Raw genomic sequence first — 16,317 nt, 5'->3', positions numbered from 1 at the left:
AAAATAGGTATTGTTTAAATTCATAGCTATTTTTGCGGTTTCGAAAACTTAATATTTAAAATTGATAGCTTTCCTTACATGACATTGATAGCGAGAAATTCCATTTTTACACTCCTTGCGTTTTTATTGTTGCTATCCGCATGCAAGAAAACCGAAATGCCTGAGACCCCAACACCAAAAATGCGAATGAACCTGGATAGTACGATCTTGGCAAATGACCAGTCTTTTGGCACCCGTCTTTCGGTCATCTTGGAAAACTATCCTCAAGGAACTTTAGATAAAGTAGAATGGCGGGTTGATAATCCACGTATTGCTGAAGTAACCACGGAGGGTATTGTATGGGCTAAAGGTGCTGGCATAACTTACGTTTATGCTAAACTATTAAATGCTAAGGGCGAAGCAAAATGTAAGGTTATCATTACCGATGCCAATGATTACAAACTACGGATCGTACTCAATGATAAGGGAATTTCTGATTATTCCATTTCCAATCCGCAGGCGTTTCTTTCGCCCAGAGCTATTGAGAGACGTTTTAAAAGAAACATCGCTATTGATGAAAGTGATTTACCTATATCAAATACTTACCTAAAAACCATCGCCGATATTGGAGGCAAAATAGTTACAAAAAGCAAGTGGCTCAAAACAGTATGTGTTAATGTTCAAGACCAGTTTTTAATTGATCGCTATAGGGCACTTCCATTTGTAAAAGAAGTATCTATTGTATACATGGGCAAAAGAAATCAGCAGTCAGTTGCTAAAACATACGTGGATGTTCCACAGAGTGGAAATACTGGGACCCTAGGTAAATCGATCGACTATGGAAGCGCGAATAAAAATATAAATATGGTAAAGGGCGAAGCTTTGCACCAACAGGGTTTTTTGGGGAAAGGAATAGAAATAGCAGTGATTGACGCCGGGTTTATCAATCTGAAGAGCAATCCAGCATTCGGAAATGTAAAAATCAAGGGGGCAAAATCTTTCGTGTATGAAAATGATGATCCTTACAGCATTGACAATCATGGTGTTTGGGTAACCTCAACTATGGCAACAAATAAGCCTGGAACGTATGTTGGAACAGCCCCGGAGGCTTCTTATTGGTTGCTTCGCACCGAGGATAGTGCCAGCGAATACCCTATTGAAGAAGATTATTGGACCAGCGCCGTAGAATTTGCTGATAGTGTAGGTGTCGATTTAGTGAATTCATCACTTTCCTACAGTGATGGTTATTATCAACCGATTACAAAGTATACCTCCGCAGATATGGATGGTAAAACAGCCATGGCCACCCGTGCAGCAAACATGGCTTTTGACAAAGGAATTTTTATTGTGAATTGTGCTGGCAATGAACAAAAATGGGTTGGTACGCCTGCTGATGCACCCAATGTGCTTACCTTAGGATCTGTCACCGCAAAGGGCCTGCCAGATAGTTTCACCTCTTTCGGAATAACGGCTGATGGACGGATTAAGCCAGACATAATGGCCTTGGGGGGCGGAGCTAGCGTGATCAATCAATATGGAACGTCCGAAAGTCGAAGTGGAACTTCCTACGCAAGTCCGATAATGTGTGGCTTGGTAGCCTGTTTGTGGCAAGCTTACCCAAAACTAAGCAACAAAGACCTGCTCGAGATCATTAGGGCATCCGCAGATCATGCCACAAATCCGACTTTGCCAGTGGGTTATGGTCTTGCGAATATGAAACAAGCAATGGACCTCGCTAAATTAAAGGCTGGGATGAGGTAAAAACTAAACACTGAGTTTGACCGCAGGTGAGAATTTAGCAATGAAAGACGATAATTTGGATATAGCTATCCGCTCACAAGAAATATATTCCTGTTGGTTTGACAGATAGGATATGTCCTGTGACCAATAATTAGATATTAATTTGGGTAAACTTGAAAGGTTGCTTGTTTTTTATACAATTGCAGGCATTCCTATCCCCTCCAATTCTTCCTAATCGCGAAAGAAAACCAGTAAGCTTAGAGATAGCGAAGTTCGAAACAAACTTTGTAGGCTAAAGAATCCACTAATTCTAATAAATCAGTTAACTACACAGCAGGGTTTCTCATAAAATCAGGTAAATGGTAATGATTTAGGTAAATGGTAATGATTTGTCTCAAAAAACGAAGATAATGGAGTACCTTAATTTGAGGTACCTATTTTTATGGTAAAACAGTTTATTATGTTTCCCTATTATTTAAGTTTATCTAGGATAATATCTACCCATTCGTTGTCAGGATAAAAGCTTAAATCAATATCTGGCAAAATTCCCTTGTTATCTATTGGACTGGTATCTGTCCAATATGATTTTGTAGTTGGACGCATAAGAGAATAACCTTCACAGGAAAGTTTTTCGGGGCCCAATAATTCGCTATAATCAAGTGTCCCTGCAGTATGTCTTCCATACAGTTTAACTTTTGTGCTATGTTTTGCGAGTAGCAAAAAATACTCAGAACTGCTTGCAGAATTTTCATTTACTATTATGCTGATTGTTTTTGGATATCGATAATTTTCCTTAAGCATAATTCTAAGTGAGTCTCTTTGTACAAATCCACCAAGGTTAGCCCTTAATTTAGGAAGGATAGCCTGCCTAGTTGAGTTCCTAGATATTTCGTAATTTTGAATAAGTTTTGGGGAAGCGAACAGAAAATCGCCTGGAATAGAAAATGGTTTTTCATATGCAAACCTCATTAGTGATAAAAATGAACTGTTTCCTCCAACATTGTTCCGGAGATCGATAATCAGATGAGTAATTTTATTTTCTTCTAAATGCGGGATAATTTGATTTACTATAATCGAATCAAAACTTCTGGCGTCTGTATTAAATGATGGTATCCCTAGATAGTAAATATCTTCCTTTACCTGTTTGTAAATAAATTTTTTATTGACAGAATAGGTTGATGTTTTAACTTCTATGTAACTTTCCTCATTATCCATTTTTTGCCAAATACCGTTTGGTTCAATCAGGAGGTTTTTAAGCCTTCGCCCTCGAAGTAAATCTGTTGTTAATGGCGTATTATAGTTCCTAATTCTAAATTCATGCTCATTTCCGATAAGTTCAAAATAAACTTCTCCTAATCTACCGTTCGGTTTCAAGATGTATCCTTCATACTTATTATCCGAGCCTTTTAAAATACTAACCACCAGCGAATCACTATTTCTGCGCCAGTTGCCAATAAGTTGTCCGGACGTTTTCTTAATTGTTCTTCCGGAAAATGAATGTTTTGAGGGTGATGCTTTTCGGTCACTAAAAATAATGTGATTGTCCTTAAAGAAATGGATATACTTTTCTATTATATAAAAGCAACTTTCACGATTAGTAGTAGTCATTGCTTGTGTGATGACCTTATTTTTCAACTTTTTGTAGTAAGTCTTTTTGCCAACATTTACTTTAGAGCGAAAACCCGGATAGTTGCTCTCGATATCGGATATTATTTCATTTACGGCTATTGTACAATTACAATCATTTCGATTCCGAGAATACGCGGAAATGAAATTCATAATTAATAAAAATGTTATTGTGATTTTGATTAGCATTTGTATCTTTTTTTATAAGACGTATCTGCCTTCGATTAAGTTGCGTATTCAATACATAATTATCAAAAGATGTTGATTTATGTACTGTATTGTCGGTAATAACTACATTCGTCTCAAAAAAGGAAAATATTTTCGAAGTTAATATATTGCAATAATGAAATGTTTGATACTTATAGATGAGATACAAATAGGCGAAGCGACTTCAGAAGTTATTGATGAGTATCTGGAAGCCATTGGGGGGATTTTTTCTCCTTCTTTAGCTTACAAGAATTTTCAGCATTTGATACAAGATCAATGTGTTCAGAAAGGTATTTCCAATATAAATGACTTCAATTACAAACTCAAGACTGCAGACGGTGAAGTACTGATTCCAAATGGCGGTATTGGTATTACAGACATGAATGGAATAAATGAAATCTATGTAGAAACCGCTGGATTAAATTTCATTCAAATAGAAAAGTTCAAATAAAAAGTCTCAAAAAACGAAAGTAAAAATTTCGACTATCCATCTTTTTTTCATCTGTAAATTTTTCGCGCTGATAATCGCAAAAAAAAGTGACTCACAGAAACGATAGCTTTTTAATGTTCGCTCTCGATGAAGAAAGAAGTTACAAGACAATGATATATATCTAAGGATGGTGAAAATATAGGATTGCCAGTATCTTTTAAAGAAATGGAAATCAACTAGAACCAGATTAAACATTTTATGCCCAAAGACCCTGGAAGTTACACTTTAATATAAAATGAGTTTATGATATTAAGTAGAGAAAACGGACTTATTGATCTCTTTTCTCGGTTAGCCGAAATCTTAATTTAGTTAGCAGCCATAAATTTCATCCCTTGCGCACCAATGGTAAATAGCATTGTATTAAATTGGTTTTTTGCATACGAGTTTTTTTTCAGTTAAATGACTGTCTAAATTCTTTTGGCGAAAGATTTGTTTTTATTTTAAAAAGTTTGCTGAATGACTGGATATGTTCGAATCCCAGTGAATAGGAGATTTCACTAACGGTAAGTTGTGATGTAGATAATTTTTCCTTCGCTTTCTCGATCAGTTTATCGTGTATAAGTTGCTGCGTAGTTTGTCCGGTTAGCGTTTGAAATAAACTGGAAAGATATTTCGGGGAAACATTCAATTGTTGTGCAATGTATTGAACCGTTGGCAAACCTAAATCAATTAAATTTTCACGATTGAAATAATCGTTTATTAAAATCTCGAAATCTTCCAATATTTGGTGGTTACTTTTTTCTCTTGTAATAAACTGACGGCTGTAAAATCTATCTGCGTAATTCAAAAGAGTTTCAATCTGCGATATAATAATATGCTTGCTGAATTTGTCAATGTTGGACTGCGTTTCCTTTCTAATGTTTTGAATAATGTGGTTAATGGATGCCTCCTCTTTTTCGGAAAGAAACAAAGCTTCGTTTAGTGTATAATCCCAAAAATTATAATTATTAATCGTCTTTGCCAAAGATGTGTTCCAAATAAAATCAGGATGGATATAAATAGCCCATCCTGATTTCTTCACTACTTCATTTTTGATGTCAGAAGTTATGCTAAAGACTTGTTTGGGCGACATAAAAGACATAACACCTTCATTAAAATCAAACGGTTGCTGACCGTATTGTATTTTTACATTGTGCATTCTTTTCACAGCGATCGAATAAAAATCCAATACCAATTGCTCTGAATTGCTACTGTGCGAATCCGGAAGTGCATTTGCGACATTTATGACGCTAATTAGCGAATGGTCTGGTTTTGGCAGATTTGTGTACTCGTGGAATTCACTGATGGTTCTAATATGCTTCATTAATTTTGTTCTCTTACCTGCAATATTAATTTTCCTTTAACAGATTTACTTTCCATCAACTTATGAGCTTCAACTGCATCACGTAATGCAAAGATTTTACCTTGTAAAACTTTTACCTTTCCTGACTCTATAAGTTTCCCGATTTCTTCCAACCATTCTGTTCTTGCCTGGTTCGCGGAAAGTTCAGCCTTACAGTTCTTAATGTTAAGCGCTTGAATTAGCTCATCATTAAACGCAAAATCGGTATTTACACTTACCAAAATACCATTATATTTTAAAACTTGCACAGATTTTATCCGTTCATTGTTATCGCGAACCGATGAAACCTCTAACACAACATCAACTTCCTTTACTAAGTCTTCAAATTTCTGTGTTTTGTAATCAATCAATTCATCTGCGCCAATTTGTCTAAGATAATCAAAGCTATCTGCAGATGCCGTTCCTATTACATAGGCTCCTATTGATTTTGCAAACTGCACTGCAAAACCACCCACGCTTCCTGATGCGCCTTGAATTAAAATCCGTTGTCCCATTTTTAATTTTCCAAATTCAAACATCGCAGTCCAGGCAGTAAGCGCAGCCAACGGAATTCCTGCTGCATCATTAAAACAAATATTAGATGGTTTAAGTGCAAATCGTGATGCTTTTGCAGCAACATATTCTGCATAACTTCCCTCGCCGGGAAAATTTGGTACCCCATAAACAGCATCTCCCTTTTGAAAACCGGTTACTTCATCGCCCAATTCTTCTATAACTCCTGCTGTGTCCCAACCAAGTGTTATCGGTAAGTTGAGATTATAGCTTAGCGCAGCATTACTTCCAGCACGTACCACAAGATCTACAGGATTTATGCCGCTTGCATAAACTTTCACCAAAATTTCGTCCGATTCAGGAACAGGCCTGTCTATTTCTTTTAATTCCATTACTTTCGGTAGTCCGAATTCACTTATTCTAATTGCTTTCATAAGCCTTATCTTTCGTTTTTAATAAATTACTTGTTAGGATTTTGATTGAGAAGAGTATGTCCTTTTGAATATTCTTCATCCGTTACTTTTTCTAAAAACCGCACAGCATTTCCATCTTTAGATTCGTGAATAGCAATGTAAGTTAGTGTTTGATTAGGCGTTGCGCCATCCCAATGCCTCTTCCCTTCCGGAAATTGAACGATGTCGCTGGCTTTGATTTCAAATATTTCTTCGTCTTCGCATTGTGCCAAGCCTATACCACCAATTATGATAAGCGTTTGGCCAAGAGGATTTATTTTCCAGGAGGTACGTGATCCAGGTTTAAAAAAAACAGTGGCGCCAATTAGTTTGCTTGGGTTTTCGCACTCAAAATAATTGCTAATTAAAACTTCGCCTGTGAAACTGATTTCTGGTGCCTTGATGTTTGGAAGGCTTCCTGCTTTGTGAATCTTAACATTTTCCATTTTACTACATTTCTATTTCTATTTGATACAAAGGTTAGAAATGATTGAAAGATGGATTTAGTCAAAATACCTTTTGTTTAAGTCAAAATACCATTTAGATTTTGAATTTGTTCATAAGGCTTTTTGCGCTCATTTGAATATTTAAATTCTTATTAGAGATCTTCTATCATATCCAGTAAATGAATCATAGCGTGGTTCTGCTGAAGTTAATTCCAAATACCCGTCATTAAAACTCACTTCAGAAATCTTAATCCTACCTCAAAGATGTTGAACGTTGAATAAAAGACCTCTTTACGAGAGTATGAAAATTTTCAGAAAAAGGTGGTTTTTTTGACGAGACTAAATACTTTCATTAAATGTTATTAGTCTCAAAAAACGAATGTATTTCCCCCGGTTGCTTCTTGCTTTAGATAATAATTTCCATAAAGTTCGGCAAAACCAAATCGCTCATAAAGTGTTTAGATGTTAAAAAATCTAAAGCCCTTGTCATTGAAATCTTTATCAAAAACCCGATGGCGGATTGAGCCGGACCGTATAACAGTTTACCCATACGGCCTATCGTATATTCTTGCTGCCGTACTATCCATTTTTTTCCTGAGCGGATACCTGGTCTATCTTTACTATCTGCGAAATTCTTTTACTTCTTCGCTGCCAATACTTCTTATCCTGATAACGGTAGTTACCTTATTCATCCTGTGGGCGGGCATATCTGTAGAGTTTGACATTAGTGCGGGCGTTATGCGAAAAAAACTAATGGGCTTGCTGACCATATCCTCCCTTCCATTTTCTAAAATATACGGTATTTCACCTGTTTCCAACATGGCTGGGTCATATACCTACAAGCTATTTAAAAAAAATGATCGATATGGAAAAGGAATATTGGTTTCATCCAGTTATGGAAAAAATGATGATCCCAATGCAATCGCATTTGTCGATCAGGTGATCACCCCACTACACCGTCATCTGGAGGCGCATGATAGCCCGGGAGATTTCGCCCCACAGTATATTGATGAGTATAAGTTTTTTATCCCAAATGGTGGCGCATACATTCTTAAAAGAAACAGAATCGGCAGTCTTCTACTTGGCGTTTGTCTTTTGGCGATAGGCATTCATGAACTTACGCCTTATGCATGGCTGGGCGGCGGCTTTAATATCGGGAGAGTTTGCTTTCTGCTCTTTACCCTGGTTGGAGGACCAGCGATTATCCTGTCGGGTTTTACCGAAATCACTTTTGACAAGGGTTCCAGGTTGCTAACGCGAAAAAACCCTATAGGATTGGGGAACAGAACTTATTCATTTGATGATTTCAATGGAATCCAAACGGTTAGAAAATCAACTAATATGATTTATTCGGGAACCGATGTACAGGTATATTTTTTAAGACCAGACAGGCAGAAAGAAGATGTATTAGTTTTATCAAGTTTCTTTGGCACAAAAAAAGTGGAACGCTTTGTAGCGGAAGTTAACAGCATCCTTATTAAACAAACCAAATAACTACCATAGACCAGTAAATAAAATCAAAAGAAGTTAAATATCAGCAAACGATTAGTTAAATAAGCTGTTATCAATGGCGACCCAAATTGAAACTCACAAAGAATATAGGTCTACGTGATTTTTTTTCAGGTTCCATACTATATATTAAATCATCATCTAAAAAAATTAAAGAATGAGACTATTTTTATTTTGCGCTATCTTTTGCTTAGCCACTCCTTTTTATACAAAGGCACAGAAAACTTCTGATATCGTCGAAACACTGGAACAAAAATACAATTGGGCGAGGGCCAAGGTGATCCAGGAGAGTGTCACAATCAATGGTCCATCGGAAATGTTTACCCGGATTATGTCTGATAAGCGCTCTTATGACATTTCAACCTTTTCCTATTTAAGTTCATATCTAGGTAAGTACTTTGATAAAGTTTATGGTACTGATATATTAAATACAGCAGAAAAAACAGCTGTGAATACAACAGCTGAGCAAAAAGCGGCATGTGCTAAAGAAATTGCAAAAATTTCTGGCAAATTGCATATTACTTTAAACGCAAATGGCGTTAAATTAACAGATAACAGCTACGAACTTGGTATGACAACCTTGACTACCATAGGAGAATTCCTGAATCCTGAAAGAGGCGTTGGGGTAGCATTGGGATGGAGACCAACTGCCAATAAAATTGCCATCACGATTAATACGCTAAACAAAACCGGGCAACCTGTAGTCAAATGGAGCAAGGATATGACTACCTGTACCATAGATCTGCCGATTGCAGGAGACACTAACTATTCCAGTATAATTATAGCAGGCCTCAAAAAGGGTGGAAAAATCTAGCAACCCATTTGTCTTCGGATCAACAAGCCAGTTAGTAAAAAAAGTATTTTCTTTCTCAATTAAAAAGGAATGACTACGAAAAACGGGCCTATCCTAAACCTTAAGGAAGAAAGGCTTTTGCGGTAACCAGATTTGCCGATATCCAGACTTGGAACATGAATGTCCGTGTAACGATTTTGGGAGAAGAAAAATTGCTTAAATAAATAAATCTAAAGTAAGAAAATAGGATCTTTACAAATCAAAAACATTTTAATTTAAGATTGCAAACTGAAGATCAAATATCACACAGAAGAGTTATAAGCAATTTTGGCACTTATTCAAGTATTAGATTGGTGGGAAACGAGGTGACATATGTTTTCAATCCGAACATTCAATTAAGGTTAATTTCTTTATTATTATTTTTCAATTGTTTAGTTTTCTCAGGCATATTCTTCTATTTAAACGACTTCATTTTTAACTTTCCGATAATAGTTTTTTCGGTAATATTTATTGTAATATCTGTTATGATGTTCCTGAAAAGTCTTTACAAAATTATAGTAAGCAAAAGCGAAAGAACTATCAGGAAGATTGGTATTTTATCGGAAGTCAAAATTTCAACCGATACTTTGATGAGAAGTTGTAGTATTTTGAAGTCCGACTTCATTTTTGCACGTAACTGGCCTAAAAAAACATTTTATTTGAATCTAGCTGAAAATAGGCAGATCAGACTTAATATAGGATTAGACCCTGATCACAAATTAACAGCAGAATTTGAAAGTATATTACAAGAGTTATCAGATGATTTTAACATAAAATATGTTTCAATGTAAAAAAATTGTAGTAAATACACTAACCGGAAATTTACAATAATTTAGGTCAATGTTAGCGTCTTTGAACGTTAACAGGGATTTTAGCTTAACTAAAAAGTGCTTATGTTATCTTAGATAAAGAACTCTCTGTCCAAAAAGAGTAATTTAATTCCGATTGTGCTTTCCGTATTTATAGGTTTAAGTTAAGAAATCATTATTAACTTATTATTGGCGAAGATTGTCTGCATATCCGCTACCTTTATAGATCTCATCACTTGTTAATTTATAGAGTTCTTTCCATGAATCTTTGCCATGATTTTTTACATAAGCTTCAATTATTCTAAATCCGAGCCAATAAAAAAGAGTCTTGGGAGCATCCGGGAATAATTTGAATTTATTATTATTTAATAAAGGATTATCAGCTGTTTCATCAAAACATACCTTAACCTTTTGGAATATCTCCCTTTCATGTGAAATGTACCATTGCCATTCGCCTTCAGACATGTTCTCGACCGCTTCATATTTCGGAATAGTTCCATCAAAAAACGTCCAGGTAAAATAACAGGCAAAGCCCTCGTCAATTGTTTGTGCTAGTGCAGTTCCATGTTTGGGGTCTTTCATTCTATTTGGTTCATAAGCCAGGTGATTCAGTTCATGTGGTATTCCTTTATTGATCGTGTAATCCAGATCATTATTCTCATAATTCAGCTCAAGTGCAAATTGCTCTGCACTACATCCCCCAAAACCGATGCCCTGAAATGGTGTAAACAATATACTAATAATCGCTGTGGGTTTGTAGCCAACCATTTTGTTGAACTTTGTTAAATTTACCTTGAGGACGGAATCTAAATTCATTGCCAATAGCGCTTTAGCCTTCGTGTCAAAAAGAGATTTGTTTTCTGGATAAAGCGTTTTATTCCATTTTATCATCCCAGTGGAATTATTAAACTTGGAAGCATTATCGGGTCCGAAGATTATCCCGTAACAACTGTCCCATAACTGCTTGTGAGGCAAGTAAACATTTTGTAAAATCATTGCGCTATCAAATTTGCCAACCTCACGATGAGCCAAAATTTGGCTTTTAAACAAGTTGTGTATTGTTATGCCCTCAACTCTAATACTATTGGATACCATATTCAGGCTATCCTGTAATGACAATGGTTTGGAATGGACCGACCCTCTTTGTGAAGAACACGAAAACAAAAACGTAAAACCAACAAACAAGACAAGTATATAATTCTTCATAAATGTAAATTTATAAAAAGTGGTCATTTAGTATGCCAATGTTTTAACTGCTCTGAAAGTTTGCAATAACCACACAATTGTTATTTATTGAGAGTCTAATTGTCCATTAATGAACATAAGATGTTCGATATTGAACGAACAGCCAAACTTGTCTTTAGACGTGGTAAAATGTATGTAAATTCTGATAGACTGACGAATTTACGATTGTGAATAATTCCTATATGAAAACGAAAATATCTGATCACTTGAATTTCTTTCTGAGTGTCGAAACTTCGTTTCAATCGACTACCAATCATCTTCTGAAGATGTTAATTAGTGTAAATAAAGTTAAAAAGGGTTAACTATTGCGTTTGTAAGACAAGTGCTTAGTAGTTTCGGATATGAAAATAAGGATTATACTTTTAATTACAGCATTTGGCGCACTAGGTGCAACCAAAACATTGGCTCAAGATTCACTGGTTAAACATTCTGTTTATGTTGCTCCCTTTATTGGTTTAAACTCCACAATCAAAGCCCCCGTTTATGGAGCTGAGGTTGGATATGAATTTAGGCTAAATAAACATTGGGGGCTTACTGCAGGGTTGAATATTGCTTATACGCAAAAAGATAATCCTGACATTTACGACGGGAATAATGGTGGTAAGCAAGCTATAAATTCTAAACTATTGCAAAATGCATTCTACGCAGGAGCCAAATATTACATTGGTAAATTTTACCTGTCAGCCGATTTTGGCTATCAGGATGCTTATTCAACAATAAACCATCAATACATGGGTACAGGATCCAGCTACAATTATGGCACCAATGCTTCAAATGGATTCTACCAGGCTTATGGTCTTGGATATCAAATACCACTGAAAAAAGGTGACAATATCGAACTCTTCACAAAGGGAACCAACGCAAATAGTAATACTTATTATGCTATTGGATTTAAATATAATTTTGGCCTTTTTAGGAGAAAATAGACTTAAAACTAAACTACCCAAGCTAGTGTACCGGTAGCTTGGGTAAGTTTAAAGAATGTCAGACTTAAAACACTTAAACGGATAATTTTGCTTTATAATTCCATTAACAACATATTAAAGGTACTTCGACAGACCATGTTGATGGACATTAAGACGTTGATGTTATCCTCTCAACGATCCTCTTATATGTACAAAACCGTCTCAAAAAACGAAAGTATTCATCCCCTAGTGTATATCTTTCTTTCAGGTGTAAGTTTAATTGAACCAATTACGGCAAAGAGAAAAAACATCTCATAAAGCTAATATTTTGCTAGTTCGAACCCTAATAGTATTCCGACCTATTGGATCGTGATTTACGAAAGAAGTACTTAAATTACCCCAGACAAGCAGCAAACTGTGTCAATAAACGAATATTTTTCCCATAAGCAATCGTAGATCTTATTTATTGATCCAAAATAATAATTGCTGTAAATTTCAATCTTATATTAATTAGAATAAATACAATGAGCTAAATCGATTATCGGATACTGATTATCAGATAATGTATGACAGATTTAGAATTATACGCCTAGTTTGGCGTAAAATTTGTCACTTTAAATTTATGAACATACAAATAGCTGGAAGCAGAGAAGCTTTGCAAAAATTGGCCAATTTCTTATCATCAAACGCCGAATTAGAAGGGTTTAAGGATCAAATTATTAACTCTTTGGATACATCCTTACATGAACACCAGAATGATATTCCTGCGGAAGGTGATAATCCTTATATCGAACGATCAGAATAGGATATAAATTAAGTCCTGTATAACTTACAAGGTGTCCATGAAGTCCTCATGTAGGAGCGCAGCGAGGTGACGTCAAAGGTAAATTGTTCAAAGAGAATTTTTCTGTTGATTCTTGTCTCAAAAAACCAAGAATAGAACTTTAATCAAATTCAAGCATGTTCAAGAGACTGATAAAATAGCTCTCATTTATAGTTTGAAGCAATCCCCTGCTGCATTTACCTTGACGTTTATCATTTGAGGTTTATGTCCGATTGGCAACCCCAAACAGGTTGGTAAACCAAAGTCATATAATTTAAACATATAATAATCGTCAATCTGCGCATACGAAGGTTGATAGGGCGGTCTTGAAGTAACGTTAAATCCGTTGTTTCTTAACCCCAGCTTAGCCTCCTCAACATTATCAATATTTCCGATAAATCCCCTGAAAGCAGATTTATTATTAATTAAGGATACCGATTTGTCCTTTTTAACCGCCACGATATAGTATGAGCAGAATGCTGGACCACAAGAGACAAAAAAGCCTGTTCTGCTAGAAATCCGCCTCGCAATTTTTTCATACTTCCGGTTCCCACTTGTCGCAACCACGTTTCGTTTTGCTTTGATTGGTTCAAACATAGTTGGATTATAAACACATTCCCAGTATTCGAATTGCTCATCTGAAACAATCTTTGTAAAATCTGAGTCATCCGAAGTCACGTATGTGAAATCGACAGGTTTTTGAAACACAAGCTCAGAGGATTGAACCAATAGTAAAGTGACCGAGGTGAAGAAGATAATCAACAATTTCATAACTGATAGATGTCAATATATGAAAAATTCCACAAATCTGAGTTACTGATAGATTTTATCGGTCTCCCATTTTTGATAAGCAACGAACAATATGAGGGACTGCTAGATGAAAAAATCTAAGCACCACAGAATACCGCATCTCAGATGCTCTGGTCTTGAGTAAGATAAAACTTCTGTATAGCTAACGCAATACAGAAACGATTTTCGGAAAAGAGCTTTGAAAATTAGTGAGGTTGATTTCATTGCGATTTGGCCCGGGTGAGAGAATTCAACTGGTGTATCATTACACCTATCTTTTGATGCTATGGAGGGCGGATATTATTCTCCATTTGATATTTTTCGGTACTGTTCCAGAACGTATTGAGCCATCAATTTTATTTGTCATTTCGCAGATCTGGTCCGTTCGCTTTCCATCCTGGGAATAGCGGATATTAGCAAATTTTCCACAGGCAGCATAAATCAACTTCTAATCAGGCATTCGGATTACCGCTTTAAGGGGAATCTACAGTTGGAATTTTATTATATAGGGATAAAAACAACTTTGAAACAGAATTTGCCTGAAGGGACATTAACAAGCCAATGGTAGTGAGCGAATTCGAATTGACCGAAATATTGCCAGATGATTTAAAATCGAATCTGCCTAGTATTAAAGAAATTGAGGAAGAGCTTAAAAAAATTGAAGTAAAAGTCTCAAAAAATGAAGCTATTAGCCATGCATAGAACTACTCTTTCATAATATTGATTTTCCTGAATACTAAGTTAGGGGGGAGCGTTCGACCAGATTTACCTCCTAACCATAATCCCTCAGTGTAAGTTGAAAAAAAAACTTAGAAGCTTTTCGCTTTTACTCAATGCCAATGTTAAGGCAAGTGACTTATTTTTTAACTGATCTCTGAGAGTTCCCGTAATTGTATCGCCCTTTTGATTCAGACCAGCAAGAATTGATGAAGCACCATTACTATGTAATAGATTCGATTTGGACATATTATCAAATATTTGCTGTTTGCCTTTTAAATATTTAATATAACCGATAATTACATCACCAGTTAATTCGAGGCTGCCTGGAAACTTAATGTTTTCAACTTTTAGTTTTAACCAGATTGTATCCTTTTGATTTATGCTTATCCAGCTTCCTGCGAATTTTTGAAGTTTTAGATTGGCAATATTGGAACCTTTTGGCGGATGGTCTTGAGCCCTAGTGATTTTGAATAGAAGAATCAAAAGCATTAACATCATATAATTTATCGTTTTCATATAGTGTCTATTTGCATGGGTTTGCTACAACAGTGTTATTACTCGAAATACTAAGGGGTGTCCCGTCTGGTATGTCCACCTTAATTAAGATCGTCGTTTTAATGTAGATTAAACTTTTCATTTATTAATATTTCGTCGCACAAAACGAACTTTAATTTGCTATTATATATTATCATTTACTCATTATCAAAAACTAAAAATTAAATTTGATTAATGAAATGAGTTTATGATAAAATAGGAAAAAAGCGGAGTACTTTAGGACAATAGTAGGCAACTCTGCTTACTTTTATATTCTCAAGCCCTACCTCCTGAAACTTATTAAATAATCAGGGAATATCGAAAGTAACCTCTAATTGATGTTTAATCAATTGACCACAAATCTCAGACATTTAGGCTTTCTTATTTTAGTTCTTGAATCATTTTCCTTGCTGATTCTAACTTAGGATCTAATTTAAGTGCGATAGTATAATTTTCTAAAGCTTTACTCTTGTTACCTTGGACGTAATAAGCTTCTGCCAAGCTATCAAACATATTTCCTGAATTGGGAAACAATTTAGTATTAAAAGTGAATACGGCAATCGCATCAGCGAATTTCTTATTATTTAAAAGAAGTAGCCTACTTGGTTGAGTATTTTTTCACCATCAAAACTGTATTGATCTGGCTGTTCATCCTTAATTTTTCGATATAAAGCAAGCGTTTGCTCGCCGTTCATATTTTCCAGTGATTTCTCGAAATCATCGACAAAGGACCTTCTCACTTGTATATATGGCTTTCCTTCAAGAATTGAAATAACAGACTTACTAATAGCATCTAAATTGCCTTGTTTATTGTTGGTCATTAAAATGATGGTTCTGGATGAATTTGCGTTACTAATTAATAATGCCTGATAATTTTTCGCTGTTCCATCATGTCTGTGCGTTGTTAGTATATTACCTTCTACAGTTCCGTGCCCCAGTCCTGTTTGATCGTCGGTAGAGAAAGGACTTACAATCTCCTTAGTGGAGGCGGGCGTAATCAAGCGGAAAGAACTAATGCATTCAGACCATTTATAAAAATCTAGGGGATTTAATGCTGGCCAACCGTCAATCTCCCATTGGAGATTATCCTGTATTTTTTCGTCGTTGTAGGATCTGGCAATCAGTGTGTCCGTTTCTTTAGGATCAAAAATAGCGCTCTTTATACCACTTGGCTTAAACAAGTTATCCGTCACAAATAGTGCGTAGGATAATCCAGTGATTTTTTCGATTATTCTCCTCTGTAGGAATACGTCATTATTGTTGTAGTCATATTTAGTACCTGGCTCAAAAGCAAGTTTTGTAACTGACTTAAGGTATTTCATGTTATCAGCATCTCCTTTTATTTCATTCCAATTACTTTGGGGAATTCCGCTAGTG

16 protein-coding genes are annotated in these 16,317 nt (G+C 35.6%); 7 read left to right on the top strand and 9 right to left on the bottom strand.

Features of this window, described 5'->3' with window-relative positions:
* Positions 1–156: 156 nt before the first annotated feature.
* Positions 157–1,740, top strand: coding sequence for a S8 family peptidase (locus OQZ33_RS18340; RefSeq protein WP_265800720.1), 1,584 nt, complete (start codon positions 157–159; stop codon positions 1,738–1,740).
* A 450-nt stretch (positions 1,741–2,190) separates the two neighbouring features.
* Here OQZ33_RS18340 and OQZ33_RS18335 read toward each other — a convergent pair whose 3' ends face one another.
* Positions 2,191–3,093: a S41 family peptidase gene (locus OQZ33_RS18335; RefSeq protein ID WP_265800719.1), complete on the bottom strand. Its 903-nt coding sequence runs from the start codon at positions 3,091–3,093 to the stop codon at positions 2,191–2,193.
* 604 nt (positions 3,094–3,697) lie between these two features.
* On the opposite strand from OQZ33_RS18335, the gene OQZ33_RS18330 reads away from it, so the two are divergent.
* Positions 3,698–4,003 carry a hypothetical protein gene (locus OQZ33_RS18330; protein ID WP_265800718.1) on the top strand — a complete coding sequence of 102 codons (306 nt, stop codon included), beginning with the start codon at positions 3,698–3,700 and terminating at the stop codon, positions 4,001–4,003.
* A gap of 430 nt (positions 4,004–4,433) precedes the next feature.
* On the opposite strand, the gene OQZ33_RS18325 is transcribed toward OQZ33_RS18330, so the two are convergent.
* Genes OQZ33_RS18325 through OQZ33_RS18315 form a run of 3 tightly spaced genes read right to left on the bottom strand, consistent with a single transcriptional unit; the run spans position 4,434 to position 6,774 of the window.
* Positions 4,434–5,345, bottom strand: a complete 912-nt coding sequence (locus OQZ33_RS18325; protein WP_265800717.1) for a helix-turn-helix domain-containing protein — start codon at positions 5,343–5,345, stop codon at positions 4,434–4,436.
* The gene (locus tag OQZ33_RS18320; protein ID WP_265800714.1) at positions 5,345–6,310 is read right to left on the bottom strand and encodes an NADP-dependent oxidoreductase; all 966 of its coding nucleotides are present in this window, start codon (positions 6,308–6,310) and stop codon (positions 5,345–5,347) included. Before OQZ33_RS18320 ends, OQZ33_RS18325 begins: the two co-directional genes overlap by 1 nt.
* Before the next feature lie 26 nt (positions 6,311–6,336).
* Entirely contained in the window at positions 6,337–6,774 is a 438-nt protein-coding gene (locus OQZ33_RS18315) for a cupin domain-containing protein (protein ID WP_265800712.1), read from the bottom strand.
* Positions 6,775–7,236: 462 nt separating this feature from the next.
* Between OQZ33_RS18315 and OQZ33_RS18310 the strand changes: the two genes are divergently transcribed.
* Together OQZ33_RS18310 and OQZ33_RS18305 are read left to right on the top strand one after the other, a co-directional pair.
* Positions 7,237–8,268, top strand: a complete 1,032-nt coding sequence (locus OQZ33_RS18310; RefSeq protein ID WP_265800710.1) for a hypothetical protein — start codon at positions 7,237–7,239, stop codon at positions 8,266–8,268.
* Between the two features lie 172 nt (positions 8,269–8,440).
* On the top strand, positions 8,441–9,097 hold the full coding sequence (locus tag OQZ33_RS18305) for a hypothetical protein (RefSeq protein ID WP_265800708.1): 657 nt from the start codon (positions 8,441–8,443) through the stop codon (positions 9,095–9,097).
* A gap of 1,013 nt (positions 9,098–10,110) precedes the next feature.
* Here the strand turns inward: OQZ33_RS18305 and OQZ33_RS18300 are convergent.
* Positions 10,111–11,130, bottom strand: coding sequence for a DUF2268 domain-containing putative Zn-dependent protease (locus OQZ33_RS18300; protein ID WP_265800706.1), 1,020 nt, complete (start codon positions 11,128–11,130; stop codon positions 10,111–10,113).
* A 380-nt stretch (positions 11,131–11,510) separates the two neighbouring features.
* On the opposite strand from OQZ33_RS18300, the gene OQZ33_RS18295 reads away from it, so the two are divergent.
* Both OQZ33_RS18295 and OQZ33_RS18290 read left to right on the top strand, forming a co-directional pair.
* Complete coding sequence (locus OQZ33_RS18295) at positions 11,511–12,095, top strand: hypothetical protein (RefSeq protein ID WP_265800704.1); 585 nt, start codon at positions 11,511–11,513, stop codon at positions 12,093–12,095.
* Between the two features lie 601 nt (positions 12,096–12,696).
* Positions 12,697–12,879 carry a hypothetical protein gene (locus tag OQZ33_RS18290; protein WP_265800702.1) on the top strand — a complete coding sequence of 61 codons (183 nt, stop codon included), beginning with the start codon at positions 12,697–12,699 and terminating at the stop codon, positions 12,877–12,879.
* A 186-nt stretch (positions 12,880–13,065) separates the two neighbouring features.
* Here OQZ33_RS18290 and OQZ33_RS18285 read toward each other — a convergent pair whose 3' ends face one another.
* Positions 13,066–13,668 (bottom strand): hypothetical protein, encoded by a 603-nt coding sequence (locus OQZ33_RS18285; RefSeq protein ID WP_265800700.1) that lies wholly within the window; start codon positions 13,666–13,668, stop codon positions 13,066–13,068.
* A gap of 585 nt (positions 13,669–14,253) precedes the next feature.
* Here OQZ33_RS18285 and OQZ33_RS18280 point away from each other — a divergent pair.
* Positions 14,254–14,388, top strand: coding sequence for a hypothetical protein (locus OQZ33_RS18280; protein ID WP_265800698.1), 135 nt, complete (start codon positions 14,254–14,256; stop codon positions 14,386–14,388).
* Positions 14,389–14,472: 84 nt separating this feature from the next.
* On the opposite strand, the gene OQZ33_RS18275 is transcribed toward OQZ33_RS18280, so the two are convergent.
* From OQZ33_RS18275 to OQZ33_RS18270, 3 genes are all read right to left on the bottom strand, one after another.
* Positions 14,473–14,922, bottom strand: coding sequence for a DUF6705 family protein (locus tag OQZ33_RS18275; RefSeq protein ID WP_265800696.1), 450 nt, complete (start codon positions 14,920–14,922; stop codon positions 14,473–14,475).
* A gap of 399 nt (positions 14,923–15,321) precedes the next feature.
* On the bottom strand, positions 15,322–15,453 hold the full coding sequence (locus OQZ33_RS24555) for a tetratricopeptide repeat protein (RefSeq protein ID WP_416338762.1): 132 nt from the start codon (positions 15,451–15,453) through the stop codon (positions 15,322–15,324).
* Between the two features lie 71 nt (positions 15,454–15,524).
* Positions 15,525–16,317 (bottom strand): serine hydrolase domain-containing protein (locus OQZ33_RS18270; protein ID WP_265800694.1); only part of this gene is annotated, 793 nt, incomplete at its 5' end.

Origin of the sequence: Pedobacter sp. MC2016-05 (assembly GCF_026239735.1) — a bacterium.
In the GTDB taxonomy this organism is placed as follows: Bacteria; Bacteroidota; Bacteroidia; order Sphingobacteriales; family Sphingobacteriaceae; genus Pedobacter.
This window is presented reverse-complemented; position numbering and strand designations above follow the sequence as displayed.

Excerpts from the sequence above, each read along its gene's own strand:
- OQZ33_RS18340 (WP_265800720.1), top strand. The coding sequence starts at position 157 with ATGCCTGAGACCCCAACACCAAAAATGCGAATGAACCTGGATAGTACG.
- OQZ33_RS18325 (WP_265800717.1), bottom strand. The coding sequence starts at position 5,345 with ATGAAGCATATTAGAACCATCAGTGAATTCCACGAGTACACAAATCTG.
- OQZ33_RS18320 (WP_265800714.1), bottom strand. The coding sequence starts at position 6,310 with ATGAAAGCAATTAGAATAAGTGAATTCGGACTACCGAAAGTAATGGAA.
- OQZ33_RS18315 (WP_265800712.1), bottom strand. The coding sequence starts at position 6,774 with ATGGAAAATGTTAAGATTCACAAAGCAGGAAGCCTTCCAAACATCAAG.
- OQZ33_RS18310 (WP_265800710.1), top strand. The coding sequence starts at position 7,237 with ATGTTAAAAAATCTAAAGCCCTTGTCATTGAAATCTTTATCAAAAACC.
- OQZ33_RS18305 (WP_265800708.1), top strand. The coding sequence starts at position 8,441 with ATGAGACTATTTTTATTTTGCGCTATCTTTTGCTTAGCCACTCCTTTT.
- OQZ33_RS18300 (WP_265800706.1), bottom strand. The coding sequence starts at position 11,130 with ATGAAGAATTATATACTTGTCTTGTTTGTTGGTTTTACGTTTTTGTTT.
- OQZ33_RS18295 (WP_265800704.1), top strand. The coding sequence starts at position 11,511 with ATGAAAATAAGGATTATACTTTTAATTACAGCATTTGGCGCACTAGGT.
- OQZ33_RS18290 (WP_265800702.1), top strand. The coding sequence starts at position 12,697 with ATGAACATACAAATAGCTGGAAGCAGAGAAGCTTTGCAAAAATTGGCC.
- OQZ33_RS18285 (WP_265800700.1), bottom strand. The coding sequence starts at position 13,668 with ATGAAATTGTTGATTATCTTCTTCACCTCGGTCACTTTACTATTGGTT.
- OQZ33_RS18275 (WP_265800696.1), bottom strand. The coding sequence starts at position 14,922 with ATGAAAACGATAAATTATATGATGTTAATGCTTTTGATTCTTCTATTC.
- OQZ33_RS24555 (WP_416338762.1), bottom strand. The coding sequence starts at position 15,453 with ATGTTTGATAGCTTGGCAGAAGCTTATTACGTCCAAGGTAACAAGAGT.